Source organism: Streptomyces sp. NBC_00038 (assembly GCF_026343635.1).
Taxonomy (GTDB): Bacteria; Actinomycetota; Actinomycetes; order Streptomycetales; family Streptomycetaceae; genus Streptomyces.
This window is the reverse complement of the sequence record NZ_JAPELQ010000001.1, coordinates 9,342,454-9,368,065: the sequence shown is the minus strand read 5'-3', so window position 1 is coordinate 9,368,065 and position 25,612 is coordinate 9,342,454. Positions and strand designations below refer to the sequence as shown.

Annotated in this window: 19 protein-coding genes and 1 tRNA gene; 5 read left to right on the top strand and 15 right to left on the bottom strand. The window is 70.6% G+C overall.

The window, feature by feature from the left end; translation table 11 throughout:
- The first annotated feature begins 16 nt into the window (after positions 1–16).
- Positions 17–1,087, top strand: coding sequence for a LacI family DNA-binding transcriptional regulator (locus OG219_RS41910; protein WP_266835734.1), 1,071 nt, complete (start codon positions 17–19; stop codon positions 1,085–1,087).
- Between the two features lie 110 nt (positions 1,088–1,197).
- Here OG219_RS41910 and OG219_RS41905 read toward each other — a convergent pair.
- Together OG219_RS41905 and OG219_RS41900 are read right to left on the bottom strand one after the other, a co-directional pair.
- A tRNA-Pro gene (locus OG219_RS41905) sits at positions 1,198–1,274 on the bottom strand.
- 170 nt (positions 1,275–1,444) lie between these two features.
- The gene (locus OG219_RS41900; protein WP_266835733.1) at positions 1,445–2,212 is read right to left on the bottom strand and encodes an NPP1 family protein; all 768 of its coding nucleotides are present in this window, start codon (positions 2,210–2,212) and stop codon (positions 1,445–1,447) included.
- A gap of 394 nt (positions 2,213–2,606) precedes the next feature.
- On the opposite strand from OG219_RS41900, the gene OG219_RS41895 reads away from it, so the two are divergent.
- Positions 2,607–2,921 (top strand): hypothetical protein, encoded by a 315-nt coding sequence (locus tag OG219_RS41895; protein ID WP_266835732.1) that lies wholly within the window; start codon positions 2,607–2,609, stop codon positions 2,919–2,921.
- A 9-nt stretch (positions 2,922–2,930) separates the two neighbouring features.
- Here OG219_RS41895 and OG219_RS41890 read toward each other — a convergent pair whose 3' ends face one another.
- The 4 genes from OG219_RS41890 to OG219_RS41875 form a co-directional block, all read right to left on the bottom strand.
- Positions 2,931–3,845, bottom strand: a complete 915-nt coding sequence (locus OG219_RS41890; RefSeq protein WP_266835731.1) for a YceI family protein — start codon at positions 3,843–3,845, stop codon at positions 2,931–2,933.
- A gap of 176 nt (positions 3,846–4,021) precedes the next feature.
- Positions 4,022–5,107: a maleylacetate reductase gene (locus OG219_RS41885; RefSeq protein WP_266835730.1), complete on the bottom strand. Its 1,086-nt coding sequence runs from the start codon at positions 5,105–5,107 to the stop codon at positions 4,022–4,024.
- A complete protein-coding gene (locus OG219_RS41880; protein ID WP_266835729.1) occupies positions 5,104–5,967 on the bottom strand; it encodes an intradiol ring-cleavage dioxygenase in 864 nt (287 codons plus the stop codon). Before OG219_RS41880 ends, OG219_RS41885 begins: the two co-directional genes overlap by 4 nt.
- Before the next feature lie 61 nt (positions 5,968–6,028).
- Positions 6,029–7,813 (bottom strand): FAD-dependent monooxygenase, encoded by a 1,785-nt coding sequence (locus tag OG219_RS41875; protein ID WP_266835728.1) that lies wholly within the window; start codon positions 7,811–7,813, stop codon positions 6,029–6,031.
- 120 nt (positions 7,814–7,933) lie between these two features.
- Between OG219_RS41875 and OG219_RS41870 the strand changes: the two genes are divergently transcribed.
- A complete protein-coding gene (locus OG219_RS41870; RefSeq protein WP_266835727.1) occupies positions 7,934–9,952 on the top strand; it encodes a helix-turn-helix domain-containing protein in 2,019 nt (672 codons plus the stop codon).
- 10 nt (positions 9,953–9,962) lie between these two features.
- Here the strand turns inward: OG219_RS41870 and OG219_RS41865 are convergent, their stop codons facing one another.
- The 3 genes from OG219_RS41865 to OG219_RS41855 are packed head-to-tail and all read right to left on the bottom strand — an operon-like array spanning position 9,963 to position 13,502.
- Entirely contained in the window at positions 9,963–11,003 is a 1,041-nt protein-coding gene (locus OG219_RS41865) for a ComEC/Rec2 family competence protein (protein ID WP_266835726.1), read from the bottom strand.
- 40 nt (positions 11,004–11,043) lie between these two features.
- On the bottom strand, positions 11,044–12,333 hold the full coding sequence (locus OG219_RS41860) for a hypothetical protein (protein ID WP_266835725.1): 1,290 nt from the start codon (positions 12,331–12,333) through the stop codon (positions 11,044–11,046).
- Positions 12,330–13,502: a caspase family protein gene (locus OG219_RS41855; RefSeq protein ID WP_266835724.1), complete on the bottom strand. Its 1,173-nt coding sequence runs from the start codon at positions 13,500–13,502 to the stop codon at positions 12,330–12,332. Before OG219_RS41855 ends, OG219_RS41860 begins: the two co-directional genes overlap by 4 nt.
- 157 nt (positions 13,503–13,659) lie before the next feature.
- Between OG219_RS41855 and OG219_RS41850 the strand changes: the two genes are divergently transcribed.
- Both OG219_RS41850 and OG219_RS41845 read left to right on the top strand, forming a co-directional pair.
- Positions 13,660–14,715: a DUF2235 domain-containing protein gene (locus tag OG219_RS41850; protein ID WP_266835723.1), complete on the top strand. Its 1,056-nt coding sequence runs from the start codon at positions 13,660–13,662 to the stop codon at positions 14,713–14,715.
- A gap of 153 nt (positions 14,716–14,868) precedes the next feature.
- Positions 14,869–16,110 (top strand): glycoside hydrolase family 71/99-like protein, encoded by a 1,242-nt coding sequence (locus tag OG219_RS41845; RefSeq protein WP_266835722.1) that lies wholly within the window; start codon positions 14,869–14,871, stop codon positions 16,108–16,110.
- A gap of 9 nt (positions 16,111–16,119) precedes the next feature.
- Here the strand turns inward: OG219_RS41845 and OG219_RS41840 are convergent, their stop codons facing one another.
- The 6 genes from OG219_RS41840 to OG219_RS41815 all read right to left on the bottom strand — a co-directional run bounded on the left by OG219_RS41840 (position 16,120) and on the right by OG219_RS41815 (position 25,542).
- Positions 16,120–18,327 carry an ROK family protein gene (locus OG219_RS41840; protein WP_266835721.1) on the bottom strand — a complete coding sequence of 736 codons (2,208 nt, stop codon included), beginning with the start codon at positions 18,325–18,327 and terminating at the stop codon, positions 16,120–16,122.
- Positions 18,320–21,310, bottom strand: a complete 2,991-nt coding sequence (locus OG219_RS41835) for a glycoside hydrolase family 38 C-terminal domain-containing protein (protein WP_266835720.1) — start codon at positions 21,308–21,310, stop codon at positions 18,320–18,322. Before OG219_RS41835 ends, OG219_RS41840 begins: the two co-directional genes overlap by 8 nt.
- Positions 21,311–21,538: 228 nt before the next feature.
- On the bottom strand, positions 21,539–22,627 hold the full coding sequence (locus OG219_RS41830) for a Gfo/Idh/MocA family protein (RefSeq protein WP_266835719.1): 1,089 nt from the start codon (positions 22,625–22,627) through the stop codon (positions 21,539–21,541).
- Positions 22,612–23,271: a ThuA domain-containing protein gene (locus OG219_RS41825; RefSeq protein ID WP_266836418.1), complete on the bottom strand. Its 660-nt coding sequence runs from the start codon at positions 23,269–23,271 to the stop codon at positions 22,612–22,614. The genes OG219_RS41830 and OG219_RS41825 overlap by 16 nt, the downstream gene beginning before the upstream one ends.
- 53 nt (positions 23,272–23,324) lie before the next feature.
- Positions 23,325–24,620: an enolase C-terminal domain-like protein gene (locus tag OG219_RS41820; protein ID WP_266835718.1), complete on the bottom strand. Its 1,296-nt coding sequence runs from the start codon at positions 24,618–24,620 to the stop codon at positions 23,325–23,327.
- Between the two features lie 136 nt (positions 24,621–24,756).
- Entirely contained in the window at positions 24,757–25,542 is a 786-nt protein-coding gene (locus OG219_RS41815) for an IclR family transcriptional regulator (RefSeq protein ID WP_266835717.1), read from the bottom strand.
- Positions 25,543–25,612 lie beyond the last annotated feature (70 nt).

Below are 25,612 nucleotides of genomic sequence, written 5' to 3'. Positions count from 1 at the left end.
ACCGTATACTCCACACATGCACGACCCTCAGGACGCGCCTGCACGAGCCGCCACCATCCGTGACGTCGCTGCAAGAGCCGGAGTCTCCCCGGCGACCGTCTCCCGGGTTCTGACCGGCAGCCGCCCGGTGTCCTCCTCGGCGCAGGCGCGCATCCAGCGGGCCATCAAAGAGCTCGACTATGTGGTCAACGCCCAGGCACGCGCCCTGTCGGCCCCGCACTCGCGCACCGTGGCGATCCTGCTTCCCGGGCTGTCCTGGCAGTACCACAACCGGGTCGCGAGCGGTATCGAGCAACAGGCCGTCAACGAGAACCGGCTCTGCATCGTCTGTTCCACCAGAAGCGACCCGGACCGGGAGATCGCGCTACTGGAGACGCTGCGCGAGCACAACACCGAGGCGGTCGTGCTCATCGGCGGGACCGTCGTCACACCCCACTACGCGGAGCGGATCGCCCGCTTCGCCCGGATCCTCGACGCCAGCGGCTCCAGGCTGGTGCTCTGCGGACGGCCCGCCCCGGCACCCGACCTGCCGATCACGGTCGTGAACTACGACCATGAAGGCGGCGCCCACGCGGCCGTCAGCCACCTGCTGTCCCTCGGCCACCGGCGCATCGCCCTCCTCGGCGGCCCGCGTGACCACACCACGACCGATCTGCGGATCGCCGGCTACCGTCGCGCCCACGAGGACCACGGAATCACGCCGGATCCGGGCCTCCTCCACATCGGAGGGGCCGATCGGACGTTCGGCTACGAGACCGTGCGGTCCCATCTGGCCGCCGGGCGCCTGCCGTACACCGCGGCCTTCTGTTTCGACGACTACCTCGCGGCCGGCGCGATGACCGCCGCCCGTGAAGGCGGTCTGACACTCCCGGACGACCTGTCACTCATCGGCTACAACGACGAGGCGATCTCCGCCGATCTTCCCCTGCCGCTGAACTCGGTGCACGTGCCCTTCGACGAACTGGGCCGCGCCGCCGTGCGGATGGCGCTGCACCGCGACGACCCGATGTACAGCGACCAGAACGTCATGCTGGGCACGCACCTGGTCATGCGCCAGAGCGTGCGCTCCACCCGGGTGAAACCGTAGGCAGGCACTTTCGCCGGAGCGGACCTGACAGCTGGGTGTCCCGGGCCCGCCGGAACGCAAAAAGCCGCCCTCTCATAAATGAGAGAACGGCCTCCGACCTGCAACAAAGCTGGTCGGGACGACAGGATTTGAACCTGCGACCCCTTGACCCCCAGTCAAGTGCGCTACCAAGCTGCGCCACGTCCCGATGCGTTTCACCCGGGTTGACCCCGTGTTCATGCAGGTAAACCCTACCGCACCCGAGTGGCCGGACTTGCACGGGCGGTCACCGTCCCCTCTTAGGGAGGGGCATCGGCCTGAGCGGCGTGCGGACCCCGGGGGCGATTGAGGCGGCGTTCGGTCCCCGGGGTCCACTCGTCACGCGTTCGGGTCGAACGCGATGCCGGCGGGCTTCGCCTGCTCCAGGTGGTAGTTGAAGTTGCCGTCCTTGAGGCCGAAGACGGCGCTGCCCCAGTTGGCCCCGGTCAGCTTGTCACGCACGCCCGCGGGGTAGCCGTCCCAGCCGACCAGACGGGGGAACTGCCAGGTGTGCTGGTGGTTCTCCGGCGGCTCGTCGTTGGAGTTCGCGGGGCGGAAGCAGTGGGTGCTGATCCCGTCCTTGTGGTACACGATCTTGGGGTGCGTGCCGTCCCAGCGGATCTGGTCACTGCTGTAGGTGTTGAAATCGCCGTGGGCGGAGGTGGAGACGTACTTGGCAACGTTGTCCTGCACCCACACCACGACGTGCTCCCAGTCGTGCCGGTGCCCGCCGAGGCTGCTACCGGCCACGGCCTGGTCCTTCTCGAAGTAGAGGGCGTACAGGATCGCGCACCAGCCGTTGTTGCACTTCTCGCGCGAGTACCCGTTGGTGTTGTCCAGGTCCCAGGAGTCGCGGCACGAGCCGTTGAGAGCACCGGTCGGGTTGAGGCCGCCGTTGAGGGTGCCGTCGGCGGCGATGGCCGGGGTGGGGTAGCAGCCATCGGTGTCGTAGTCATAGGCGGGCTGGAACGTCTGCTCCAGTCCGTTCGCGTTGACCGGCAGGGCCGACGGCGGGTCGGCGAGGGCGATACCCGGAAAGGCGACGACCAGCGCGACGGCGCTTCCGAAAACGATCGAAACCTTGCCGATGCGCGAATTTTTCTTCACTGCGTCCTCCTGATCGACCGCGGCGTGGGGGCTGTTCGAGCGGTCGCATTGACATGCCCGGATCAGCTTCCCGGTGCACGGTCGAAAACTCCAGAGTCCGGAGGTGTCAGAGCGATGAAAGGTCAACTAATCCATGTCGACCAATCAACGGGCGAACGGGAGTTGGCAGCGTCGCCGCCCGCGAGTTTCCGGGTTTGTCTGGTGGCGGCCAGGCCTTGGCAAGAGCATTCCGGCGCGTAGTCACACAGCTACCCGAGGGCCTCACCTGATGCAGGCGTGACCCTTGCTGCTGGCCGGTTGTGTCCCCGCTCACATACTCGCCGGGACTCCTTGCCGCCCCCTTCACCACTGGCCAATCTGCCGTCAAGTACCAGGCGGACATCGGGGGTTGGACATGCAGTGCGCGAAGTGCAAGTCGACGAACATCGAGAAGCTGGCCCACTACTGGGCGGCCCTGCCGGCGGAGTCGCCGTTGCGGGTGAAGTACGCGCCGCCGCATGTGACCGAGTCCCGCTACCTGCTGGTGCTGGCCGCGGTGGCGGTCGGCATCCTCGTGATGGTGTCGGGTGAGGCGCTCCTCGGCCTGGCGGTGGCGGTGGGCGGGCTCGTGTGGGGTGCGGTGATGTTCCAGATGGTGGCGTCGTCGCTTGCCGGCTACGCGGCGTGGAACAGCTTGCAGATATGCCTGGCGTGCACGAAGCAGTTCTAGACGCGACCCCTATTCCGGCGGCGTAGGCGTGTCATGCGTCCGGTACATCGCCTGTACGTCCAGCTCCAGTTGGACCGTCGGGCCGACCACCGCGATGCCACGCGCCAGCATGGAACGCCAGTTGAGCGTGTAGTCCTCGCGGTGCAGCTCCGCCTTCGCCAGGGCCGCGCAGCGCAACTCCTCGCCGTAGCCGCCGTTGACCGTGCCGAGGTAGGTCGTGTCGAGTGCCACGGACCGGCTCACTCCGTGCATCGTGAGCGAGCCCTGCAGGGTCCACTTGCTGCCACCGCGGTAGGCGAAGCGCGTGCTGCGGAACTCGATGTACGGGAACCGCTCGACGTCGAGGAAGTCGGCGGAGCGCAGGTGGTTGTCCCGGGTCACGTTCCCGGTCGTGATGCTCGACGCGTGGATGCGGACCTGGACCAGGGAGTCGGCCATGTCGGGGGCGATCCGGATGCCGCCGTCGAAGCGTTCGAAACGACCGTGCACGTTGGCCATGCCGACGTGCTTGGCGATGAAGCGGATCGCCGTGTGGGGCGGGTCGAAGAGCCAGGTGCCGGGTACCGGCAGCTCCAGGACGCGGGCGGTCTGCAGCCAGATCCGCTCCGTGGGGGTCGCGGTTCCGGCCTGGACGTCCACCGTCTCGCGGTGCGGTTGCAGCCCCTCGGCCGCGATCATCAGGCTGTAGCGGCCGGGGGGCAGCGCCGCGAGGAAGAAGCCGTACGGGTCGGTGATGCCGCGGGCCACGACACGGTGCGAGTCCATCGCGGTGACCGTCACCTCGGCCGCACCCATGGCCACACCCATGGGGTCGAGCACCTCGCGGCCGAGCGCGCCGGCACCCTGCGGGAGGGGGAGCGAGAGGCCCGCCGCGTCGGCGGAGGCACCCTTGGATCGCAGGCGCCTGAGCAGAGCGAGGGCCATGGTCTTCACCTTTCTTCGCGAATGTTCAGATCCGTGCACGCGGCCACCGAAGGCGTGTTCGCGGTCACCAGAGGCGCACACGACGAGCCGGGCGGGCGTGGAAGTCACGGTCCATTTGCGATCCTGAAGCACATCGCGAGGTCTCGGGTGTCTCATCCTGAGACAGCGGCGGCCGTCTACTGGACGGCGTCGCTCCGGGGTTCCCAGCCTTCGTACGCCGCAGTCAGCAGACCGAGTACACCGCTCGCGGTGACCTCACGGGGGTTGGGATACGCGGCCGCGGTGGCCTGCGCGGCCGCGACTGCCAAGTCGGCCTCTTTCAGGCCGAGTTCGGCGAGCGTGCGGGGAGCGCCGAGGTTTCCGGCCAGGTCGCGAAGGGTGCGGGAGACGTCGTCGGTGGCCAGGGCGCGGGACAGGGCGCTGATCGCCTCGGGGGCGGCGGAGGCGTTGTACGCGAGGGCGTACGGGAGGACCACCGTGTGGGTCTCGGCGTGCGGCAGGCCGAAGGTGCCGCCGAGGACATGGCAGAGCTTGTGGTGCAGCCCCATGGTGGTGGCGCCCAGGCAGGCTCCGCAGAGCCAGGCGCCGTACAGGGCGCGGCTGCGCGCGTCGAGGTCGTCGGGAGCGGCGGCCACCAGGGGAAGCGCCCCGGCCATCGCGCGTACGCCCTCCTCCGCCATCAGCGAGACGAGGGGCGAGGCGTCGGGCGCGTACAGGGCTTCGACGGCGTGCGCGAGCGCGTTGACGCCGCTGGTGACGGAGAGGGGGACGGGGAGCGCGAGGGTGAGCTCGGGGTCGTAGACGACGGTGCGGGGCTGGACGACGGGGTCGCGTCCGGTGCGTTTGGCGCCGTGCTCGGTCAGGCCCCAGACGGGGGTCATCTCGGATCCGGAGTAGGTGGAGGGCACGGCGATCAGCGGCAGCCCCGTACGCAGGGCGATCGCCTTGCCGAGGCCGATCGCGGAGCCGCCGCCGACCGCGACACATCCGTCGGCGCCCACGGCCCGCGCCACCTCTACGGCCCGGTCGGCGACCTCCACGGGTACGTGCATACGGGCCTCGGCGTGCAGCCCCGCGCAGGCGTCGCCCAGCGCGTCCGCGACCGCCCGCGCGACCTCCGAGCCCCTGCTCCCGCACACCACCAGCACCCTGTGCAGCCCGAGCCGCGCGACCTCGCCCGGCGTAGCGGACACCGCCGCGCCGGGCCGGAAGACGACCCGCCCGGGCCGGCTCTCGTAGGAGAAGTCGAGCGCGGTGGTCATGACGGCTCCAGTACGAGGTCGAAGCGCGCGTGGCGGAAGGGGTTCGGGACGCCGAACTCCCGTGCCAGGGAAGGGTCGTCGGTCTCGGCGAAGTCCTGGATCAGGCTCTGCTTGACGGCGAACACCGCGTCGGAGTCGAGGTATTCGCTGCCCGCCACGAAGATGTGCGTGGTGACGGGGGCGTGGCCCTCGGCCGAGGCGATGAAGTGGATGTGGGCGGGGCGGTAGGGATGGCGGTCGGTCGCCTTCAGGAGCTCGCCGACCGGGCCGTCCGTCGGGATCGGGTACGGGCTCGGTACGCAGCTGCGGAACCAGAAACGGCCCTCGGCGTCGGCCGTGAAGAGTCCCCGTCCGTTGCCCGCCGGCTGGACGTCCGGCCGCTGCACGTCGTAGTAGCCCTCGGGGTCGGCCTGCCACACGTCGAGGACGGCGCCGGGCAGCGGGGTACCGTCCGGTGACAGCACCCGGCCGCTGACCACGCACGGCTCGCCGCTGCCCACCAGGTCGATGTTCGCGCCGAGTTCACGGACCGGCGACTCGGTCATGTGGAAGGGACCGAGGACGGTCGACTCGGTGGCGCCCGGATCGCGGTGGCCGTTGATGGTCTCCACGAGCATCGAGACGCCGAGCACGTCGGAGAGGAGGATGAACTCCTGCCGGGTGTCGGTGCACATCTGCCCGGTCGCCGTCAGGAAGCCGACGGCGCGCTCCCACTCCTCCATCGTCGGCTCCGTCTCGCGCACGAAGGCGTGGAGGTGCCGGGTGAGCGCGCTCAGGAGTTCGCGCAGCCGGGGGTCGGCCGTCCGCTGGAGGCTGTCGACGACCTCGCCGGTGAGGTCGTCCGTGAATTCGGTGGTCATTCCACTCCCCTGGTCCCGTCAGGCATGTCCGACGGTCCCATCGGACAAGTCCTCTGAACCCTCAGGCATGTCCGAGGATCCGCCGCAAGGCCGCCGACAGCAACCGCTCGGCGTCCTCGGAGGCCGCCGCGTGCCGGAAGGCCACATACCCGTCGGGCCGTACGAGCAGGGCGCCGGCGTCGGAGATCTCGCTCAGCCGCGCCCAGTCGCCGTACGGGTCCTCGTACTCCTGCCCAGGCCCGATGACGACGGTGGCGATGCCGAGGTCCTGCGCGTCGGCCGCACGCACCCAGTCCTCGCCGCCGATGCCCGTGACCAGGGTGAAACGGCCTCCACCCACCGTGTCGAGGGTGGACAAGGTGCGGGTCCCGGACGTGATCCAGGCGTGCGGGAGCTTGGCGCCGGGGCGGGAGGAGGGCTGGTGGTACAGCTCCGGGTCGCGCGCGAAGCCGGGATCCTGCGAGCCGTCGGGGACGATCGCCTCCGACGTGTAGCGCTGGTTGAGGTCGACGCCGTGCGCGTTGAACTCGTACACCTTGAAGGCGATCGCCTCGCGCAGCGCCTGCCGCTGCTTGGCCGCGGCCTCGGTGGCGTTCTTGCGGGCGGCGATGTTGGCCCACAGCTGCTCGGGCGTCTGCGGCGAGAGCCCGTCGAGGGCCTCGAAGATGGGGGCGGTCTCGCCGATCGACTTGTTGGCGCGGGTGACGATCTGCTTGCCGACCGGGGCGCGCTCGGCGGTGTACGTGTCGAGCAGCTTCGGTGCCGCCGTGCCGTCGAGGACCAGCTTGAGTTTCCAGGCCAGGTTGTACGCGTCCTGGATCGAGGTGTTGGAACCGAGGCCATTGGACGGCGGGTGGCGGTGCGTGGCGTCGCCGGCACAGAAGACACGGCCGTTGGAGTACGTCTCCGCGTACATCTCGTTGACCGTCCACGCCGAGGACGACCTGATGGTCACCGGGATGTCGTCGTCGCCGACGAGTTGCCGGACGACCGACTCGGCGTACTCGGTGGTCAGGTCGGGGGCGCCCGCCGTGACGTCGTACCCCCAGACGATCATCCACTCGTTCCACGGGCGGACGTTGCGCACCAGGCCCGCGCCGATGCCGCCGACGGTGGCGCCGGGCGCCAGCACCCAGTAGAGGGTGGAGGGCCGGTGAGCGGTGTACTTCGACAGGTCGGCGTCGAAGACGATGTTGATACTGCCGGCGACACCCATCTGGCCGCCCATCGGCAGGCCCGCGTCCTCGGCGACCTTGGAACGGCCGCCGTCGGCACCGATCAGGTACTTGGCGCGGATCTCGTACGTGTCCCCGCGCAGCCGGTCCCGGACGGTGGCCGTCACGCCGTCGGCGTCCTGAGTGTGCGAGAGGTACTCGGTCTCGAAGCGCAACGACGTGCCGCGCGCGACCGCCGCGTCGACGAGCACCGGTTCCATGAGGTGCTGCGGCATGTCGCACATGCGGGTCGGGCTGGCGAGTTCGTGCGCCGCCTGGACGAGCGGATCGTTGCCCCAGGAGCGGACACGGCCCAGCTCCTCGCCCGCGAGGCTGGTGCAGAAGGTGGTGTTGCCCATCAGGTGCTGCGGGGTGGCCTGCGCGACGACCGTCTGCTCCACGCCGAGGTCGCGGAGCACCTCCATCGTGCGCTGGTTGGTGATGTGCGCGCGGGGGGTTTCGGCGAGGCGCCCGTAGCGGGTGGCGACGATGTTGGGTACGCCGTACGTGCTCAGGGCCAGCGCGGCCGAGGCGCCCGCGGGGCCGCTCCCGATGATGAGTACTTCGGTCTCGACGGTGCGCACGGGAGAGGCTCCTGGGGGTGGGAACGAGCACGGGCCACTCTTGATCATGGGGTGCGGGGTGGGAATTCGGGTGTCTCATTTCGAGACAGCGGGCGCTGCCCCAGGTCACAGGTGCTGTCCGGGGTGGCGGTCCCTTCCCGCCGTTCGCCCGATACGGTGAGAGGTGTCGTGAGCATCGCCGAGCACTCCCCCGCCTTCCCCACTCTCGCGCCGCTGCGCCAGGCGCGTGAGCGGTTTCTGACGGGGCGGCCGCTGCCCGACGGCGTGCCGGACGAGATCGTCGCGGCCTGGCGGCGCGCCCGGTTCTTCGGCGTACCGCACGACTTGAAGGAACCCGCCGAGTTCCCGGCGGGCGCGCGGCCGGAGTCGGCGCTGCTGTCCGCGGCCCGTCCCGTGCTCGAACGGCTCGCCCCCGCCCTCGACACCGGGCGCTCGTCCCTCACCCTCACCGACGAGCGGCTGCGGGTGCTGTGGGCTGCCGGTCGCGCGCCCGGGGACCAGCCGTGCACCGACCTGTCCGAGCGGGAGGTGGGGCACAACAGCGCGGCCCTCGCCCTGCGCACCCGGTGCCGTGCCGAGGTGCACGGCCCCGAGCACTTCCTCGACCTGTGGCAGGACGTGTCCGCGGTGAGCGTGCCGGTGCTGGCCCCCGAGACCGGGCAGGTGCTGGGCACGGTGACGGTCGCCTCCGGGCTGTGCGCGGAGTGCTCACCGCATCCCGGGGCGGCACTCGCCGAGGCCGCCGCCGCGGCGGTGGAGGCCGAACTCCTCGCACGGACGCGGGCGGTCGAGCGCGTGCTGCTGGACGCGTACCTGAGCGCGACCCGAGGTCCGGCGCCCGCCGTGGTCGCCCTCGACGGGCGCAACCGGCTGGTCAGCGAAGCGGCGGCGCGGATGCTGTCGCCGGAAGGGCTGGAGGTGCTGGAGCGAGGCGCCGGGGCGGTGCTTCGGCAGGGGGCGGCGTCGGAGTCGTACGACACGGGGGTGGGGGTCGGGCGGGGTGCGCCTACCGAGCCGTACGACACAGGGCTCGGGCTCGGGCGGGGCGCGCCAAGCGAGCCGTACGACACAGAGCTCGGGCTCGGGCGGGGCGCGCCAACCGAACCGCACGCCACAGGGCTCCGGCAGAGCACGCCCTCCGCAACGGACGCCACGCCCCTCCCGCACGCCACGCTCTCCGAACCGGACGACACACCCCGTCCGCACGCCTCCCCCTCCGAACCGCACAACTCAGGCCCTGGGCAAAGCGCTCCCTCCCCGTCCTACGTCGTCGAACTCCCCGACGGTTCGGGCTGTACCGCGCGGTTCAGTCCCGTGCGTCATCTAGGGTCCGTCATCGGGCTGCTCGCCGTGCTCGAGCCGGTCGGCGATGGAGCCGTGCCGGTTATACCTCGCGCGGCTATCCCGCTCGCCGGGCGTTCCGGCCCCTGGCGGCTTGCTGTGGGGCGCGCCACGGAGCTGGCCCGGTCGCGGGAGCCGCTGCTGTTGACCGGCGAGCGCGGGACGGGGAAGACCACGTTGGCGCGGGAGTTGCTCGGGGAGTTCGCGCCGCTGGTCGTGGATGCGGCGGAGGGTGAACTCGGCTCCGGGTACCAGGAGTTGGCGGGTCGGCCTCTCCTGCTGCGGCATGCCGAGCGCCTGGCGCAGAAGGACGTCGCCGCTCTCAACTCCCTGCTCCACGAGCAACCGGGCGCGCACCTGCTCGTCACCTACACCCCCGGAACGCCTGCCGGCCCGTGCCTCCAGCGACTCCTGGACACCCTGGCCGCACGGGCGGTCACCCTGCCCGCCCTGCGCGAACGCCCGGACGACATCCGGGAGTTGCTCACCACCCTGGCTCCGAAGCCCGCTCCGGGACAGCCCCCGCTCACCTGGACACTCGACGCGCTGCGAGCCCTGGAGCAGCATCCGTGGCCCGGCAATGTCACCGAACTCGCCCATCTCGTACGGGCGTTGGCGGAGGACCGACGGACGGTGGGTCCGGTCCGGCGCGCCGAACTGCCGGATCCCGTCCGGGAAGGTCCCGCGACTCGGCGGCTCAGCCCGATGGAGCACGCCGAGCGCACCGCCATCCTGGAGGCGCTGCGTCGCCACGGCGGCAACAAGGCACGTACGGCTGCCGCGTTGGGGATCGGCCGGGCGACGCTCTACCGGAAGCTGCGGGGATACCGGGACTCGTCCTCGTAGTCGAGGGAGTTCACAGTTCGAAGCCGATGAACCCGTCCTCCGCGTCCCGCTCCGGCGCCGTCACCGTATAGCCGAAGCGGTCCTTGAGTCTGGCGTCGTCCCACATCGCCGCCCGGTCACGGTAGTTGAAGACGAGTTCCTTCTCGGCGCCGCCGTGTTTCAGGATGCGGGCGATGGCTATCTCGTTGGGATGGTCGTGCCGGGCACCGCTCGTCGATATGAGATAGCGGTCGCAGTCGATGAGGTCGAGCAGTTCGTTGGAGAGGTTGTGGTCGCTGCCGTGGTGGGCGACCTTGAGGACGTCGACGTGGAAGCGGCCGCCCTCCGCCTCGGCCCGGGGCCGTATCGACGCCACGAGCCTGCGGTCGTCGGCGTCGCCGGTGAGGACGACGCGCTTGTCCTCGAACTCGAAGAGCAGGCCGATGCTGCTGATGTTCGTCTTCGACGTGTCCGGTTTGAAAGGCGACGCGGCCAACTGGTCCACGTTCACGCCGCCGAAGTGCTCGAAGCCGGGGACCGGGGGGATCTCGTCGGGGTCGCGGCCCGGGATCAGGCCGTGCTTGGCGCACTCCTTGACCCACGCCGGTGCCAGCCGCTCCAGTTGCGCGCGGTCGGGCGAGAGCACGTCCATCGCGGAGCCGTCGTCGAACCACGCGAGTTCCCGCCCGACCTCGACGCTGCGCCCGCCGAAGGAGTCGTTCCACCGCACCTTCTGCTCCAGGAGCAAGCTGGTGAGCTTCTCGCCGTCCTGGGCACCGAACCCCTCGGTGTCGAGGAGATGGTCGAAGCCGTTGAACCACACGTCCCCGAACTCCACCGCTCTGTCGGCGTCGTCAAGGAGGGCGAGCACCCCCAGGATGTGGTCCTGGTCGACATGGGTGACGACGAGGACGTCGACCAGACCGTCGAGCCCGGCGAGCGTGGGCTTCACGAGCGGATACGTGCCCGAGCGGCCGCCGTCGACGAGGATCCGGCGGATGAAGGTGTCGTCGCCGTACTCCAAAAGCAGGCAGTCGCCGTCCTCGCCGGGCAACATGGTGAACCGGATCATTGGGGCTCCCTCTTCCATGCAGGGCTCGTACAGGGGGCTGTCATCGCGGCTTCCCGTGCAGTGCGACGACCACGAACGGTTCACGCATGTCGACGCGCCAGGACAGGCGGCGGGCCTGGTCGAGCCGGTCGGCGCACTCCGGGTCGTCGGGGAACTCGGACAGCCCGTGGATGAGGCGGCTCAGGCCCAGGGTGAAAACGGGAACTCCGCGGTCGAAGGCCTCGATGAGCGCGTCGCGGGCCGCCTGCCGCTCCACCTCGCTGTGTGCCCGGCGCAGATGGCGCATGGCCCACAGCAGGGAGCCGTCGCTCATCCAGTCGAACTCGTGCCGCAGCCGGGCGAGCCAAGGATCCCAGCGGTGCGGCCGCTCGGTCAGCTCGCTGCCGACCAGGACGTACGCGCCGGCCACCGCCGCGAGCGGGTTCGGCATCCTGCCCTTGCCGTAGAGCATGGTCTCCGCGTCCCTGACCAGGGTGGCCGCCGAGTCGAACGCGCCACGGGCCATGTACCCCAGGGCGGGTCCGACCCGGCTGTCGCGCACGGTCACGGAGACCGCGCTGCCGGTCGGGCTCTGCCGTTCGTTGACCATGACCTCGATCTGCGCGGAACCCCACGGCGCCGGCAGCGTGACGACGTACTCGCTTCCCGCCAGCGAGACGACCAGGAACTGCCGTGGCCCCATGGGCCCGCCGCCGAACGTGGGCTCGCCGTCCTCGTCGACGGGGCCCTGCGCGCCGAAGCGGTAGAGCCGTGCGGCCGCGTCGCCCAGATGGAGACTGGCGATGGAGTGGGGCGCGGAGTGGGCGATCTCGAACACGGCCGACCGTGTCGGGGGCTCCTCGGTCAGCTTGAGCATCGACGCGAACTGCCAGCTCTTCACCTTCGGGTCACCCACCCAGGCCGAGTGGCCCGGTTCGACGATCGAGTCCCACTCCCAGACACCGGACCGAGCCCCCTGGGAACGGGGAACGGGGATCGCCTCACCGTCGTGGTAGGGCCCGTAGGACTCGATGTTGCCCATGAGGTACTGCCATGAGTGCGACTCGTAGGGCGAGGGCGCCGCGCGCAGCGTCACATGGGTGTCGGCGCCCTCCCGTACTTCGGCGTCCTTGGACAGCACGACGCCGGAGGGCAGTGTGGCGGCCACCGTGTAGTGGCCGGGGCCGACCTCGTAACGTGTCGGTGGCGCCGAAGTCCCGCAGGGGAAGAGGACGTTGCGGTGGGCGGGGCCGCCCTCGGCCGAGTAGATGTTCCCGACGACCTTCGCGCCGTCGGGCAGGTCCGACTCGTAGAGGCTCAGCGCGACGGTCACTCTCAGGCCGGCACTCATGGCTTCACCAGCTGCACGCGACGGAACACCGGTCGTACGGTGATGGACTTGGTCCGCACGTCCTGGTCGCCGAGTCTCGCCTCGAAGTCGTAGTTCCCGAAGCGCAGTTCGATGGCCCACTCGCTCTCCGGGGCCGAGTCGTCGATGTCCTCCGCCGCCCGGCGCAGCCGCTCGAGACCGTTCTCCCGGCAGACGAATTCGGCCTCGGCGTTGTCCCGTGCGGACGCGCAGCCCACGTACACGGGGACGACCGGCGGGCCGGGCAGCTGGTGGAGGACGAATATGGGCAGTTCGCCGACCGAGGGGACCTGGACGCCCGCGACCGCTCCGGCGAACTCCGGTTGGTGCATGAAGTGGTCGATCGCTTCGAGGAGATGGGAGGTGTTGACCCGCCAGTCGCCCTCGGGATCGTCGCTCGCCGCACCGGCAAGGCTTTTGAGCAGGGCCTCCGTGAAGAGGCTCACCTGCCCGGGGCGCGCGTGCGACCGGTCCCCGGCCAGGGTGGCGTAGTACGGGATGTAGAAGCGGCGCGGGAGGTCGAGCGGGCGCGTCCCGGCGCCGAGCGGTGACCGCCCGGCGAACCGTGTGCCCGAACTCTCGATGAGCACATCGGAGTTGGACCGGCAGGCGTCGACGAAGAACACCTGCTGGGTGGCCTTGCAGCGCTTGAGTCCGTTCATCAGGCCCGCGAAGTCCAGTGCCCCGTTGAGCGGGTTGTGCTGGTCGGCGAAGATGTCGGCGGCGAGCAGGGCCATGTCGTCGCCCTGCGAGACGCCGTGTCCGCAGAAGTAGAAGACGAGCCGGTTGTCGACGTGGCTGTCACCGCGGTCGTACCACTGCGTGACCGCCGTGAGGATGTTCTCGATGGTGGCCTTGTCGACGTCGTGCGAGGCCTGGGTGCGGGGGTCCACGAACGGGGTCGGCTGTTCCTCGCTCAGCAGCAGGGCGAGGCTCCCGAGCGGTCGGCCCGGATCGTGGTACTCGGCGAGCAGCCAGGTCGAGAGGGCACGCGCGGAGAGGGGCGGCGAACTGAGCTGCCGCATCCCGTCCGAATCCGCGACCGGTGCCTCGCCGCCGGCGAGATGGGGGTATTTGCCGACGCCGATGACCAGGGCGTGGGTGCAGGGAGAACCGGCCTGCTCATCGAGGTGAATTACCGAACCGGCCATGGATCCTCCGGAACCCGCACACGCCGGAGACTGCCCGACAGGCAGCATTTCATCTATTATATTGCGGGAAACCAGAATTGTCCTGGTATGGAATGCGTCCGGGCATGGAATGTGTCCTGCTGTCCGATCCGGTACGCGAGGGAACGCGAGGCCCCACATGGCGAAGAATCTCGTCATCTGCCTGGACGGCACGGGCAATCAGTTGAAGGCGAAAGGGAATACCAACGTCGTCCGGCTCTACGAAATGCTGGACCTCTCCGATCCCACCCGCCAGATCGCCTATTACGACCCCGGCGTCGGCACCTTCTCCGCCGCGGGCGCCTGGACCCCCGCCGGCCGGAGCGTGTCGAAGCTCCTCGGCCTCGCCTTCGGCTCCGGGATGAAGACCAACCTGGCCGAGGCCTACACGTATCTGATGCAGCGCTACCAACCGGGCGACCGTATCTACGTCTTCGGCTTCAGCCGCGGCGCGTACACGGCCCGCGCGCTCGTGGGCATGCTCAAGGCGGTCGGCCTGATGCGGCCCGGCATGGAGAACCTCGTCCCGTACGCCATCTCCGTGTACGCGAAGAACAAGGACTGGACCCAGCGCGACTGGGACCAACTCCACCGTTTCGCGGAGGCCTTCAGCAATGCGGTCGACGGGCGCTTCGGCATCCCCGTCACCTACCTCGGGATCTGGGACTCCGTGAAGGCCGCCGGTCTGCTGCGCTGGAACCTGCGCTGGCTGCACACCCGGCAGGTCCCGAACGTACGACGCGTCCGCCACGCGGTGTCCATCGACGAGAAGCGCAGGCCCTACGGCGAGTACCTCGTCCAGCGCGACGACAAGGAGCGGCCCGATCCCACCCCGATCGAGCAGGTGTGGTTCGCGGGGGTCCACTCCGACGTCGGCGGGACCTTCGACGACGATCCCGGGCTCGCCACGATCGCCCTCAAGTGGATCGTGGACGGGGCGCTCGAAGAACAACTCCTGCTGAAGAGCGGGGCGTACACGCACGAGCTGCGTCTCAAGCCCGAGTCCGCGCGGGGGAAGGTGCACCGGATGGGCTGGATCTGGGCCCTGCTCACCTACCGGCGCCGCGTGCTGCCGAAGGACGCCCAGGTACACGCGAGCGTCCGCACCCGCGTCGAGGAGGACAAGGCCTACGCGAAACGGGTCCCGCAGACCGTCGCCTGGGCCGACGAAGAATGGCTCACTCCACGCGGCTGATTCACAATTCGGCGGAATCGGAAATTGGAAAATAAGGAGCCTGACAAATAGCGTGTCCGGCCCCGGAGTTTTCTGACTTACTCACTCTCAACGGCTTGTACCGGCGCGGGAATTCCCTCTACTTTCGAACCACCCCCACATGGAGGAATTCCCGTGAGCATCACAAGACGGAAGTTACTCGGTACAGCACTCGCCACCACGGCGGGACTCGGCACCGGCGCTCTCCAGGAGGCCGCCGCCGCACCGGCCGCGAGCCCGCCGGGCGATGTCGTCGGCAAGGTGTCCGTCGGCTACCAGGGCTGGTTCGCCTGCAAGGGCGACGGAGCCCCCATCGACGGATGGTGGCACTGGAGCCAGGACATGAGCCGGCCGCCGTCGCTGTCCAACACCACCATCAAGTCGTGGCCCGACATGCGCGAATACAGCCGCGGGTTCGCCACCGGGTATCCGAATCTCAACAGCGGCGCGGCCGCGACCCTGTTCACCTCGTGGGACCAGCAGACGGTCGACACGCACTTCCGCTGGATGCGCGAGAACGCCATCGACACCGCCGCGCTGCAGCGCTTCAACCCGTTCGGCTCGGAAGGCCCGACGCGAGACTCGATGGCGCAGAAGGTGCGACAGTCCGCGGAGGCCAACGGGCGCAAGTTCTACATCATGTACGACGTCACCAGCTGGACGTCGATGCAGTCGCAGATCAAGGAGGACTGGACGTCGAAGATGCAGGCGCACACGTCCTCCAGCGCCTACGCGCGGCAGAACGGCAAGCCCGTCGTGTGCATTTGGGGCTTCGGCTTCAACGACTCGGGGCGGCCCTTCGAGCCCGGACCCTGCCTGGACGTCGTCAACTGGTTCAAGGCGCAGGGCTGTTACGTCATCGGAGGCGTCCCCACGCACTGGCGCACCGGCACCGAGGACTCGCGCGCCGGCTTCTCCGACGTCTACCACGCGTTCAACATGATCTCGCCGTGGATGGTGGGCCGGATCTCCAGCGCCGCCCAGTCCGACCAGTTCTTCACCAGCGTCAACACACCCGACCAGGCGGACTGCGATGCCCACGGCATCGACTACCAGCCGTGTGTGCTGCCGGGCGACCTTCAGGAACGTCACCGGGCCCACGGCGACTTCATGTGGCGGCAGTTCTACAACATGGTCCGCCTAGGCGCGCAGGGCATCTACATCTCGATGTTCGACGAGTTCAACGAGGGCAACCAGATCGCCAAGACCGCGGAGACCGGCGCCGCCGTACCCTCCGGATCGGGCATCTGGGCCCTGGACGAGGACGGCACGCCCTGCTCCGCGGACTACTACCTGCGGCTCACGGGTGACGGCGGCCGGATGCTGAAGAAGACGATCGGCCTGACGCCCACCCGGCCCACACCGCCGACCCCCTGACCAGGAGGCTCAGACCTGGCCCCGGCCCCGCAGCCGGGGCGTGAACGCCGCATGGAACAGCGTGGAGGCCGCACCCACGGCCGCGGCCTCCGCGCTGAGCACCGAGCGTTCCACCTCGACGCGGCGCAGCCGTCGCGCGGTGGGGAACTCGTTGACCGCACGGCTGATTTCGTCGAGGTAGAACTCGGCGACGTCGTCGGTGAAGAACGGGCCGCCGAGCACGATCAGATCGATGTCGAGCAGGTCGACGAGCCCGAGGGCGCCCCCTCCGACCGCGCGTGCCACCTCCCGCACGGCGGTGACCGCGGCCCGGTCGCCCGCGGCGGCGGCCCGGCCCACGGCCCGGTAGGCGGCGGTACTGCCACCGTCGCCCGCGGCGCGCAGGCCGAGCCGGGCCGCGAAGTCCGCCACGGAGACAGGCGGGTTGCACTCCGGCAGCAGCTCCGGGCGGCCGTCGGACGCCATCCGGCCCAGCGCGATCGCGCACAGCTGCCCGAACTCTCCGGCGTTGGCGCTCACCCCGCGGTACAGGTCGCCGTTGAGGTAGAGCCCGGAGCCGACGCCCGTCCCCAGGTACAGGTAGGCGAAGTCCCGCGCCCTGCGGTCACGCCCGATCCACCGCTCCCCCGCCGCCGCGGCGAGCGAGTCCTTCTCGATGAGCACCCGGCACGGGAAGTGGTCCTTGAGGAGGTACAGCAGCGGCAGATCCTCCCACGCCGTCATCAGCGGCGGGTTGAGTACGGTGCCGGAGGCGATGTCGACCGGTCCCGGTACGGCCACACCCACGCCGAGCAGTCCGTCCTCGCGCACGGCGCCCCGCGCCTTCTCCAGGGCCTCGTGGCCGAGCGCGACGACCTGGGCGACGAACTCGCCGGGGTCGATGTCCGCGCTGACCGGCCGGGTACAGGTACACACGATGGCGCCGTCGAGGTCGATGACGACGGCGGTGAGCAGTTCGGGGTCGATGTGCAGGCCCAGGGCGTGCGCGGCGGTGCCGCAGAGCCTGACCGGGGTGCGCGGTTTGCCGGAGGTGGCGCGCCGCTGCGCGTCCTCGACGAGGATCCCGCGGTCCAGGAGCGAGCGGGCGATCCGGGAGACCGACTGCTGGGTGAGGCCGGTGCGGTGGGCTATCTCGCCGCGGGTGATGCTGCCGGAGAGGCGCACGGATTCGATGACCACGCACTCGTTGAACGAGCCCAGGTCGATCTGGTTGACGCCGCTGAACGACGGTGGGTGGGAGGGGAGTTCGCTCCGGCGCGATGCGCGCAGATGCTCGGCGACGTTCTCGCGCAGCCAGTGCGCGGGCTCGGCCGGCGGCAACTGCGTGTGCCGTTCCAGGGCGGCCACGAGGTCGAGGTACACGCGCCGGGAGGACTCGGGATGGCTGGTGCTGTCGAGCGCGATCATGGCGCGCAGGAAGCCGCGCCAGGTGGTTCTGGCGGGCAGCTCATGGAAGGTGACGGGGGTGTCGGCGGTGCGGTGCTCCCGAGCGACCGAGGCGATTCCCCTCTCCCACAGCACTACGGCGTGCAGCGCGATGTCGGGGTGGTGCTCGGCCGCATCGGTCAGGTAGGCGAGGAGCGTCAGGGGGTCGTCGGGTTCGATCCCGGACGCGGTGGTGGCCGCCGCGCGGAGCGTGCAGAGCGCCCGGTCCACTCCCTCCAGCACGTCCTCGCCGATCACTGTCGCGGCCGGGGCGGCGCGCGGTGCCTGGGGCCGGGTGCCCGTGAGGAGGACGGCGCGCAGCGGATCGACGTACAGGCCCATGACCCAGATGTCGGCGCCGGGCAGCGGTGGCCTGGTCGGGACGTGCGGGGCGGGTGACTCGTCGGGCGGGAGCTGCCAGCGGCGGCGGATCGAGGCCACCGTCGCATGGGAGAGGCCGAGGTCGCGGGCGATGGCCCGGCTGGCGCCGCTGCCTCCGGGGGCCAGCAGGGCTCGGGTGATGACCTCCGCCTCGTCGACCGTCGCGGGCCGGCCGGTGCGTGGGCGCTCATCGAGGCCGGGCAAGCCAGCACTCTGCCAACGATGGCGCCAGCTCCCGACGGTCTGCCGAGAGACGCCGAGGCGACGGGCGATGTCGGCGTCACGCAGGCCTTCCTCGGCGAGCAGGACGACGTGGGCGCGGGTCGCACGGGGGCCGCCGCTACCGGCCCAGCTGCGCAGCACGGCGAGGGTTTCGGGTGCGAGGCCCTCCTCGGGAATCGGTTCAGGCACCGCTGTCCTCCTGGCCGTGTCCGGCTCGCCGGAACCGCAACGTGCGGATCTGGAAGGGTCGCAGGGTGAGCGGAACACGGCCGTGCCGATGGGCGCGGGGCGTGGGGTGTTCCTCCAGGAGGTCGGTCTCGTGGACCGCCTCGACGGGGAAGTCCACGGCGAGCGTGGCGTGCGCCCGGCCGCCGCGTGCCTCGTAGAGCCGTACGACGATGTCGCCGCTGCGGTCGTCGGCCAGTTTCACCGTCTCGACGACGACATCCGGGTGCTCCACATGGACGAGCGGCGCCTGCGGGCCCGTGTCCGGGCCGGGGCGCAGCGGGAGGTCGAGGGCGTATCCCTCGGTGATGGCGTCGCCGAGGGTGGCGCCGGGGCGCAGGGTGTGGCGGAAGTGGTGGAGGCCCCGGTCGGCGTGCGGGTCGGGGCCTCGCGTGGCGCGCAGCAAGGTGTGGCGTACGACGGTGGTGGTGCCGTCGTCGCGAGGGTGCCGGGCGACGTCGTAGCCGTAGGTGGAGTCGGCGGCCAGGGCGACGCCCCAGCGGTGCTCGCCGACGTGGATCCAGCGGCGGGCTGCGTTGTCCTCGCGCACAGTGTCGGTGTTGTCGTGCGTGGGGTGGGCGACGTGCCCGAACTGCACGTCGCAGTGGCTGAGTTCGGCGTGCACGTCGAGCGGCCAGGTCAGTTTGAGGGCGGTGTCCCGCTCACGCCAGTCGACCTCGGTGTCCACCGTCAAGGCACGGCTCCCGGCGGTGAGGGTCAGATCCTGGAGGAAGGTGGAGCGTCCGGTTCCGCGCCGGACGCGCACGGTCGCCAACAGGGGTCCGCACGCCCGTAGTTCAACCTGTTCGGCGGCTCTCAGGTCGCGGCTGCCACTGGAGTCGAGGTCCAGGGCGGCTGCGTCGCGCAGGAGTTGGAGGAGGTTTCCCGCCGCACCGGGGGCGAGGGCATCCCGTCCGGTGGTCAGGTCGACGACCGAGCGGACCAGACCCGCCGCGTCGACGCACACCCTCAACAGGCCGTTGTCCATGATGTGTTGGCCGTCGACCGTGGTGTGTGCGGTCACGCGTGCGATGCTCCCGTCGAGAGAGAGTCCGGTGCTTCCCGCGCCGAGGGCGGGTGCCTCGGCCAGGACCGCGATGCGCCCGTCGGGCAGGACCTGTGACGTGCCGGACGCGGGGCCGGTACCTGCCGCGAGGACGAGGACCTCGCGGCGTGGGTGCGGCGCCCCGTTCAGCGCGGTGGCGCCGTCCGGTTCGCCGACCGCGCGCCGGACCAGGCGGGCGAGTCGGCGGTGCAGGTCGCGGTGCTCGTGTTCAGTGTCCTCGTGGACCCATGCGATGGAGGTGCCCGCCAGGATGTGCCGGCTCTGCTGGAGCAGTAAGCGCCGCCACAGGGCGTCGAGTTCGTCGTACGGGTAGGGGACGCCGTGGCGCACGGCGGCGGTCGCCGACCACAGCTCCGCCTCGTGCAGCAGGGCTTCACTGCGGCGGTTGCCGCGCTTGGTGCGTGCCTGAACGGTGTACGTGCCCCGGTGCGGGGCGAGGTCGAGTGCTCCCCGCCAGACGGGAGCGTGCGCGTACCCCTCCTGCGCCTCGCGGAAGAACTGGGCGGGATGACGCGTCGCGAGGCGGGGGGAGTCGTCCAGGTCGGCGAAGTCGGCCACGGAGTCGGCGGGTTCGGGGCCTGCGAGTGCCGCGCCGTCGGGTGCGAGGTGGGTGAGGAGCCTGGTGCCGTCGATGCCCTCCCAGCGGAAGGTCTCGTGGGGCGGTGCCGTGGGGTGGTCGGTGGCCGGGCGGCGGGTCAGGAACCAGCGGGCGCCCGCGAGGGCGGCGATCTGCGGGAAGGCGGCGGTCGCGCCACTCGCTCCGGGGAGCCAGGCGCCCTCGCTGTCGGTGCCGAGTTCGTCGCGGAAGAAGCGGCGGCCGAGGACGAACTGACGCACCAGGGCCTCGCCGCCCGCCAGTTCGACGTCGGGCTCCACCCATGTGCCGCCCGCGGGCGCCCAGTTGCCGTCGGCGACGGCTTTGCGGAGCCGCTCGAAGACGTGCGGTTGCCGGTCTCGCATCCAGGCGTAGTGCTGGGCAGGCGAGGCCTCGACGACGAGTTCGGGATACTCCTCGGCGAGTGTGACCAAGGTGCTGAAGGTACGGGCGCAGCCGCGGACCGACTCACGTGTGGGCCAGAGACCCCCGCAGTCGACGGGTGCGTGCCCGACGCCCGCGAACACGTGCGCCGACGCGTGGGCGTGGTGGGCGAGTGCGGGAGCAAGGACACGGCGGGCGGCCGCCGCGGTACGGGCGACGGCGTACGGGTCGACGCTGTCGACCGCATGCTCCAGGGCCGTCCGTATTTCGTGTCGGCGCGGGTGTGCGGCGGGCAGTGCGCGCATGAGTGCGTCGAGGGTCCGCATGTCGTGCAGCAGGTGCCAGACGTCGTCGTCGCGCAGGACGAGGTCCGCTCGCAGCAGGCGGTACAGCGGCGCGTCCCCGGCGGTGACCGGGTCGCCGTAGTGGACTCCGCTGCCCGTGGCCGCGTCGATGTACGGGTTGGCGGCGGCTTCGACGAGGAGGCGGACGGTTTCGCCGCCGCGAGCGGAGGCCGTCACGGGAACGGCACCGGTGTGCAGATGCAGGCCGTGCAGCGGGATGCCGTGTTCGTCGTGGACGAGGCCCTCCGCCTGATGGCCGCCGGTACGGGCGGGGTCGGCACCGAGGTCGATGAGGGCTTCGACGCGGCGGCCCGCCCACCGCTGCGGCACGCTCGCGCTGGTGCGGAACCATGTCGTCGACCAGGGACTGCCCCAGGGCTCCCCCACCGCGAACGGCGTGTACTCGGCACGCAGCGCGACACCCACGGGTACCGGCTCCCCGGGGATGTGCCAGGCGCCGACGTCCATGGGCAGTCGCTGCGGATACAGCGCGGGGTGGAGCCGTTCGCTGAGAAATGCGGCTATGCGCTCTTCGCCGGACTTTCTCCGGTCATGCATCGGCAGCCCTTCCTGTCCGGCCAGTAACCGCCATGTAAAACCATGTGTGTTATCAAGTCAACGCCTCTCACTCGTTCCTTCTTCTCGCAGATCGAGAGGCCATCTCCGGGAATTGTCAGGTGAATTCAATTCCACTGACGGACATCTTCGTCAATTAATTCGACTGACAGTCGGGATGGCAAAAGGCGGCAGGAAGGCCGACGCCTTCCTGCCGCCCGTCCCCCCGGTCTAAGGGATGCGGTGGTCCACGCGTTCGGGCCGCTCGCACGTCGCGGTCACCGGTAGGGACCTGCCGCCGTGGGCGGCGTCCAGCAGAGTGAGCATCACATCCAGTACGTGGTGGGCGAGTTCGGCCGACGCGCGATGCGGACGTCCGTCGGCGATCGCCTCGGCCATGTCCGCAAGTCCCGTACCGCGTCCTGCCGTTGGGTATCCGGCGGAGACGGGGAGGGGTGTCCAGTCGCCGCCCCGGTTCAGTTCGACCAGTCCCTCGAACCAGTTCGGGTCGGGGACGGAGAGCGAGCCCTCGGTGCCGTGGACCTCGATGCGGGGCAGTCTGGCCGCCTGGACATCGAAGCTCATGACGAGGGTGGAGAGGGCTCCGCCGGCGTGTTCGAGGATTCCGCTGACGTGGGTGTCCACCTCCACCGGGAGGCGGGTGCCGGCCCGGGGCCCGCTGCCGATCCGGCGTTCGGCGCGGGGCCGGGACGCGGCGCCCGTGACGCGTACGACCGGTCCGAGCAGGTGGACGAGGGCGGAGAGGTAGTAGGGGCCCATGTCGAGGAGGGGGCCGCCGCCCGGACGGTAGTAGAAGTCGGGGTCGGGGTGCCAGTCTTCGGGCCCTGCCGATGTCATGAACGCGGTGGCCGCGACCGGCGTACCGATGAGTCCGTCGTCGACGGCCTTGCGGGCGGTCTGGGTACCGGTGCCGAGAACGGTGTCCGGGGCGCAGCCCACCCGCAGTCCGCCGGCCCGGGCGGCGGCGAGCACCGACTCGGCCTCCTCGCGGGTGGCGGCCAGGGGCTTCTCGCCGTAGACGTGCTTGCCCATCGACAGCGCGACCAGGGCGACGCCCGCGTGGGCCGCCGGGATGGTGAGGTTGAGGACGGCGTCCACGTCCTGCCTGCTCACGAGGTCGACGACGGAGCCGGCGACGCGCACGTCGCCGGGTGCCTGCATGGCGGCCGCCTTCGCCCGGTCGGGGTCCAGGTCGGTGACGGCGGTGAGCCGGACGGTGTCGAGGCCGGCCAGCGTGTCCAGGTAGGCCCCGCTGATCTTCCCCGCGCCGACCATGCCGATCCTCAGCGGCTCGCCCACAGCAGTCCCCTCTCGGTCAGCGCCCGCACCTCGGGCACGTCGAAGTCGTCCGGCTTGTGTCCGACGGCGGACACGAACACGCGGCCCGCGCCCCAGTTCCTGGTCCACACCGCGGGCATGACGACCGCCCGGTCGCGTACGTCGTCGGGTTCGAAGGCCGTCGTCGCCAGGACGTCGATGAGCGGGTCGGTGGCCAGCCAGTACTGCTCGGTGTGGACACGGAAGTCGCTCAGTCCGCGCAGGACCGGGTGGTCGGCGCGCTCGGGCACCAGGTGCACGTCGTGGTCGTGGAAGCCGGGCGGGTGCATGAGGAACTGCCCGCCGGTCAGGAGCTGGTAGCCGACGTCGCCCCGGAAGGAGTCGACGATGCCGCCGTGCCAGCCCGCGAGTCCGGTGCCCGCGCGCACGGCGGCGGCGAGCCCGCCGCTCTGCTCCGGCGTGATCTCGCCCATGGTCCAGCACTGCACGATCAGGTCGGTGGCCGCGAGGAGTTCCGCATCCTCGTACACGTCGAGGGACTCGGAGGTCTCGACGGTGAAGCCCTGGTCCTTGAGGAACGGCAGGAAGAGGTCGGTGACGGTGATCGGCTGGTGGCCTTCCCAGCCGCCTCGGACGACGAGTGCTCGCCTCGGTGCGCTGTTCACGGTTACTGGTCGCGGTGCTTCGGCGGCCACGGACAGTTGTCGCGGTGCGTCGGTCACGGTCGTTGTACGCTCCCGTCGGTGTTGCGCAGCAGGGCCCAGCAGTCGTGTTCCAGTGGTTCGGGCACGGGATGGCGGCGGGCCGCCGACTCGTCGAAGTCGACGCCGTGCCCGGGTACTTCCGACGGTACGAGGAGACCGCCGCGCGGGACGACAGTGCCGGGGAAGACCTCGGCGACAGTTGGCCGGAATGTCGCCGCCTCCTGCACTCCGAAAGCGTGGCTGGACACGTCGAGGGCGAGGGTCGCCGCCCGGGCGACCGGGCTGACGTCGGCAGGTCCGTGCGGCGCGAGCCGTACGCCGCGCAGCTCGCACAGGGCGGCGATCTTGCGGGCGGGGGTGAGTCCCCCGAGCGTCGGGACGCGTATCCGCGCGAAGTCGATGTCGGGTCCGTCGAGAAGCGCCGTGAACTGCGCGGTGTCGCTGAAGAGTTCGCCGACCGCGAGCGGTACCGGAGACACCGCGTGCAGCCGCGCGAAGTGCCCGGCGTCCTCGGGCGCGAGGAGATCCTCGACGAAGTAGAGGCCCGCGTCCTCCACGCGCCGCAGGAAGTCCCGGGCCTGGCGCGGATCGAGCCGTTCGTGCACGTCGTGCAGCAACTCGACGTCGTCGCCGACCAGTTCACGCACCCGGGTGAGGATCCGCGGGACGGTCCGCACGTACGCGGCCGAGTCCCACGGGACACGCCGGGCCCGTACGGCGTCCGGATCGACGGCCGCTCCCCCGGTTCCGTAGGTGTCCGCGCCAGGGACTGCGGCCTGGACGCGGACGTGCCGGAATCCGCGCTCGCGTGCGGCGGCGACCTGGTCGGCGATCTCCCGCTCGTCGGCGCCGTCGACGTGCGTGTAGGCCTCGGCGCCGGTGCGGACCCGGCCGCCGAACAGCGAGTACAGGGGCGCCCCGAGCCGCTTGGCCTTGAGGTCCCACAGGGCGACGTCGACGCCGCCGAGGGCGTTGCCGGTGACCGAACCGCCGCGCCAGTAGGCGCTGTTGAGGAGCAGCCGGTGGATGTCCTCGATGTCGTCGGGGTCCCTGCCGGTGAGCATCGGGGCGAGGTAGTCGTCGAGGACCGAGCGGACGGCGAGGGTGCGCTGCGGGTCGCTGGCGCAGCCGAGTCCGTAGAGCCCGGGCTCGTTGGTCTCGACGCGGACGACGAGGTGGGGGCAGCCGTGCGGGGCCGTCAGGAAGGTGCGTACGGCCGTGATGCGGATCTTGGCGCCACGCTCCTCGACCCAGGGAGCCGGAGCGAGAAGGGGAGTGTGGGCGGGCGTGCGGGTGACAGGCTGAGCCATGCGAACTCCCGCGTACGGATAGCAGAATGACATACAGCCATCGGAACGTACGGAGCGTGCTGCGGGTTTGTCAACGGGCCTGCCAAATATGTCACCGGGGTGGCCGGAACGCCATCCCCGGCCCCCGGAAGCGCTCTCAGCGCTGCCCGATCCGCTTGAGGAGCGTCCGCAGGGAGTGCGCCGCCTCGGTGACGGCCTGCGCGACCTCCTCCACGCGCGCGTCGTCCATCCTGGTGCGCGGCGCCGAGCAGCTGAGGGCGTCGCCGCCGTCCGGGGCGACGCCGAGCGCGACGGCCACGCACCGGATGTCCACCGCGTTCTCGCCGTCATCCACGGCCCAGCCGCGCAGCCGGGCCTGGGCGAGCTGGCCGAGCAGGGCTTCCGGTTCGACGACCGTGTCCGGGGTCAGCCGCTCCAGCGGCCAGTTGAGCCGGCGCTGCACCTCCGCCGGGTCGTACTGGGAGAGCACGGCCTTGCCCAGGGCGGTGGCGTGCGCGGGCAGTCTGCGGCCCACCGCCGAATACATCCGCAGGGCGTGCCGCGACTCGCGTTTGGCCAGGTAGACGATGTTCGTGCCGTCGAGTCTGCCGAGGTGCACGGCCTCGCCTGTCTCCTCCGCGAGGGCGTCGAGGACGGGTCCCGCCAGGCTCGCGACGTCGTCGCCCTCCAGATAGGCGGTTCCCGTCAGCAGGGCCTTGAGTCCGAGGCTGTAGCGGGTCCCGGACGCGTCCACGTCCACCCAGCGGCGCGCCTCCATCGTGCGCAGGATCGCGTGCAGGCTGCTCTTCGGCACCGACATGGCGCTCGCCATCTCGGCGAGCGAGAGCCTGGCGCCGTCCTGCCCCAGGAGCTCGAGCACTTCGAGCACCCGAGCCGCGGACTTGACCTCTTCGACCTTGCGCCCGCGCGCTGTCGCTGTCACCGATTCCACTGACCCTCCGCCTCCCCGCCCCGGCGCCCCTCGGCCGACCGGTCAACACCTCATCGCAGCC

Coding starts and splice junctions, on each gene's coding strand:
- OG219_RS41910 (WP_266835734.1), top strand. CDS start 17: ATGCACGACCCTCAGGACGCGCCTGCACGAGCCGCCACCATCCGTGAC.
- OG219_RS41895 (WP_266835732.1), top strand. CDS start 2,607: ATGCAGTGCGCGAAGTGCAAGTCGACGAACATCGAGAAGCTGGCCCAC.
- OG219_RS41890 (WP_266835731.1), bottom strand. CDS start 3,845: ATGGCCCTCGCTCTGCTCAGGCGCCTGCGATCCAAGGGTGCCTCCGCC.
- OG219_RS41885 (WP_266835730.1), bottom strand. CDS start 5,107: ATGACCACCGCGCTCGACTTCTCCTACGAGAGCCGGCCCGGGCGGGTC.
- OG219_RS41880 (WP_266835729.1), bottom strand. CDS start 5,967: ATGACCACCGAATTCACGGACGACCTCACCGGCGAGGTCGTCGACAGC.
- OG219_RS41875 (WP_266835728.1), bottom strand. CDS start 7,813: ATGATCAAGAGTGGCCCGTGCTCGTTCCCACCCCCAGGAGCCTCTCCC.
- OG219_RS41865 (WP_266835726.1), bottom strand. CDS start 11,003: ATGATCCGGTTCACCATGTTGCCCGGCGAGGACGGCGACTGCCTGCTT.
- OG219_RS41860 (WP_266835725.1), bottom strand. CDS start 12,333: ATGAGTGCCGGCCTGAGAGTGACCGTCGCGCTGAGCCTCTACGAGTCG.
- OG219_RS41855 (WP_266835724.1), bottom strand. CDS start 13,502: ATGGCCGGTTCGGTAATTCACCTCGATGAGCAGGCCGGTTCTCCCTGC.
- OG219_RS41850 (WP_266835723.1), top strand. CDS start 13,660: ATGGCGAAGAATCTCGTCATCTGCCTGGACGGCACGGGCAATCAGTTG.
- OG219_RS41835 (WP_266835720.1), bottom strand. CDS start 21,310: ATGCATGACCGGAGAAAGTCCGGCGAAGAGCGCATAGCCGCATTTCTC.
- OG219_RS41820 (WP_266835718.1), bottom strand. CDS start 24,620: ATGGCTCAGCCTGTCACCCGCACGCCCGCCCACACTCCCCTTCTCGCT.